This window comes from Paraburkholderia humisilvae (assembly GCF_902859855.1).
In the GTDB taxonomy this organism is placed as follows: domain Bacteria; phylum Pseudomonadota; class Gammaproteobacteria; order Burkholderiales; family Burkholderiaceae; genus Paraburkholderia; species Paraburkholderia humisilvae.
This window is the reverse complement of the sequence record NZ_CADIKH010000243.1, coordinates 1-2,783: the sequence shown is the minus strand read 5'-3', so window position 1 is coordinate 2,783 and position 2,783 is coordinate 1. Positions and strand designations below refer to the sequence as shown.

Annotated in this window: 5 protein-coding genes; all 5 read right to left on the bottom strand. The window is 59.1% G+C overall.

All coding sequences use genetic code 11. The annotated features are described in order from the left end of the window. On the bottom strand, nt 1–674 hold a 674-nt coding region (locus HV796_RS41490; RefSeq protein ID WP_175233448.1), incomplete at its 3' end, for a hypothetical protein. Nucleotides 675–1,168: 494 nt separating this feature from the next. Then, nucleotides 1,169–1,414 (bottom strand): DUF2274 domain-containing protein, encoded by a 246-nt coding sequence (locus tag HV796_RS41485; protein ID WP_175233447.1) that lies wholly within the window; start codon nt 1,412–1,414, stop codon nt 1,169–1,171. A gap of 6 nt (nt 1,415–1,420) precedes the next feature. Beyond that, nucleotides 1,421–1,909 carry a hypothetical protein gene (locus HV796_RS41480; RefSeq protein ID WP_175233446.1) on the bottom strand — a complete coding sequence of 163 codons (489 nt, stop codon included), beginning with the start codon at nt 1,907–1,909 and terminating at the stop codon, nt 1,421–1,423. Between the two features lie 10 nt (nt 1,910–1,919). Further along, nucleotides 1,920–2,225 carry an ATPase, T2SS/T4P/T4SS family gene (locus HV796_RS45605; protein WP_175233445.1) on the bottom strand — a complete coding sequence of 102 codons (306 nt, stop codon included), beginning with the start codon at nt 2,223–2,225 and terminating at the stop codon, nt 1,920–1,922. Between the two features lie 8 nt (nt 2,226–2,233). Beyond that, nucleotides 2,234–2,783, bottom strand: a 550-nt coding sequence (locus tag HV796_RS45600; protein ID WP_217478218.1) for an ATPase, T2SS/T4P/T4SS family, incomplete at its 5' end; no start/stop codon positions are given.

Here is a 2,783-nt window from a genome sequence, read left to right as displayed (position 1 = left end):
CGCATCGCGGACGGATCACTTGCCAGATCATCCACACTTCTGTTCGCGGCGTTGGCCAGCGCATTGCCATCAAAATAGATACCACTGGCATGCTCGTCGGACCCAGGATTGTCCGGCAGAAACAGGCGCTGCCGTACGCGGTCCTGACCCAGCGCCGCGGCAAAGTCCTGATGTCGCTGGATGCTGGCCCGGCGTGAGCTGTTAATGCCATTACTGTTCGCATGAAGCGTCGAGGCCTCGTCGAGCAGTTCCGGCCCGATCAGCCCGGCCAGAAACGCCGGCGTGATGTGCACATTGCTGTCCAGGACCGAGAAAATATGCTCGCGCTGCGTCATGTCCACTCCATGCAGATTCAGCACCGTGAGCAGTGCCGAAGCCGGCGTGTCAATACGTGAACGGATACGCTCCAGATCCAGCCACGCCCCGTCCAGGCGGGTGGCTGGCATCACTGCAAGCGCGCGCGTCGCACTGCGCACCTGCCGCGCTCCGGTACCGGCCCTGGCCTCCGGAAAGAGGGCCCCGTACCATTCGATGGCTTCCCTGATGCTTCTTTCCAGCTCCGGTTCGGCCGCATCTCGGCCCGAACCGGGGGCAGCAGACCGGCCAGGACCGTTGCGGGCAAGCCGACGAAGCGCTTCGATCCGGGCGTCGGGAATGTTCTTGTTCTCATGCACCTGCCTCATTGCGGTCCCGGCGGGATCGCTGGCCAATGATCCGGATGCAGGGTGTCGCCCCACCAAAGCCTGAGTAATGCTCCCTGTCATACCTGTCCCTTCATGATCCAAAGAAGAATTTGGCTACACACGCGCCGTGAGGAGTGCTACCGGCTTCGAATTCCCGGCAGGCCGACGCTGCCATCAACGGTGCTCACGCCGTCATCGACGGGCAGCCACATGGCCACGTAGGGAAACGGCACTGTTGCCCCTGTCATGATCCTGGGAGCGTTCCGCATCGCCCTGCACCCATGCCAAGGGCGTGGATCTTATCCCGCTCCGCCTGCGCGCTCAAGCACGACTACTCAGTCCCTTTTCGCATTCGGCGCTGACATTTTGTGAATCCGGGGTGTTCGCCCAACTAAACCTGTAACTATCGGTGTGCAGGTGCAAGTCATACGTGACGGGTCTGTCAACTTTGCAGGCAGGCACATTAGTCGCCCGTTTCCTGACCACTATCGGGTAGCCTTCCACGCCTGGAAAGCCTTGTCGCGTTTAAGGTGCTGCGCGAGTACATGCTCGATGATGAAGTCACGCGACACCTCCGCACCATTCATATCCCGATAGGCCAGCTGGTAAGCGAGCAGGTCTGCATCCACATCCTGCGAAAGACTAACCGGACGTTTCGTTTTTTCCGGCTCACGTTTGACGATCGGCAGCAGCAGGCGCGCAGACGAATTTCGAGCAGGTTTGTCAGCCATGGTTGTTTAGGCTCTCCGTTTGAGACGCATCGTTTTGATGACATGCAGCGGCCAGAGCCACACGTAATAGAGCCGCACGTCGATGCGGCTGTTCCAGTTGAGTCCCGTGAACAGTTCAGCGGGCACCACCCTGGCAAGCGAACAGGCGATAAGGCCGATCGCGATATAAGCGCCAAAGCAAAGCACCGAACTGGACATGAACTCATGACCGATCTTCGGTGCGACATAGGCGCCAAAGCACATGAAGCCCAGCAGCACGGCCACGTTGGTTGTCCGCACACGAAGCGCCCTACGCGGCGGCATATTGAGGTTGAACTGAAAGTCATGTTTCTCTTTCTGCTCACGGTGGATCCGTTCGATATGCTGCCCGATCGTTTCGCCCTTGCACTGGCCCCACAGGTACGGCGCAACCTTGCGGAAAATAACCGTTGCTGTAATACAGGCGGCAACGATCCAGACAAGATTCATGATCAGTGTGTGCAGTGTCGATTGCATGGTTCCTCCGTTACTTCGCAGCGCTTTTCTTTTTGAAAAGTGAATCGTAAAGCAGCTCTACAACGTCCCAATCCTTCATGTAGACGATCACATCAATGGTCGCGTGAATCGTCCGCAGGATCATGTCGTAGTCGAGCATCCGGCCGACCTCGGAAGACTTCACGAGGTCGGCGATACGCCCCGGCGTCTCGGCCGCGCTGCTGGAGTGCGTCGAGAAAATGCCACCGGGGTGGCCAGCGTTCGCGCTCTTGATGTAGTCCCAGGCGGCATCGTCGCGCAGCTCGGTCAGGAAAATCCGGTCGGGCGACAGGTGCATGCAGGTTTTCAGGCAGTCACGCGCGGTAAGACGCCCCTCCTGTTCGCCGTAGACGAGTAGCCGATCTCGTCATGGTCGTCGGATCCGACCTCGTGTGTATCTTCCAGAATCATCGTCCGATCGGTGCGCGGCACGTATTTCAGCAGTGTCCGTGTGAAGGTGGACTTGCCTGAACCGGTCGCACCGGCGACGGCAATGTTGAGCTTGCCCGCAACGGCTGCTTTCAGAAAACTCACATACTCGCCCCGGTCTCGCAACGTAACCATCCGCTCTTCGAATGGCGTGAGCTTTAACGAGTCCGAGTAGGTGCGGATGTGCAGTCGCCTGAAGCGGCCCTCCACATCCAGTTCCTCAAGCGTCTTGTCCACGGCAAGGTGCTTCCGGATCGCGATCAGCACCGTCCCTTCGAGAACCAGTGATCTGAGATTGACCCGCGAAAACGGACATCTATCCTTTTGAACAGAAGGAGGAGTGTCGAAATGGGCAAGCATCGTATCGCGTACCCGGCGGAGTTCCGGGCGCACATGGTCGAGCTGGTGAGGGCCGGACGCAGGCCGG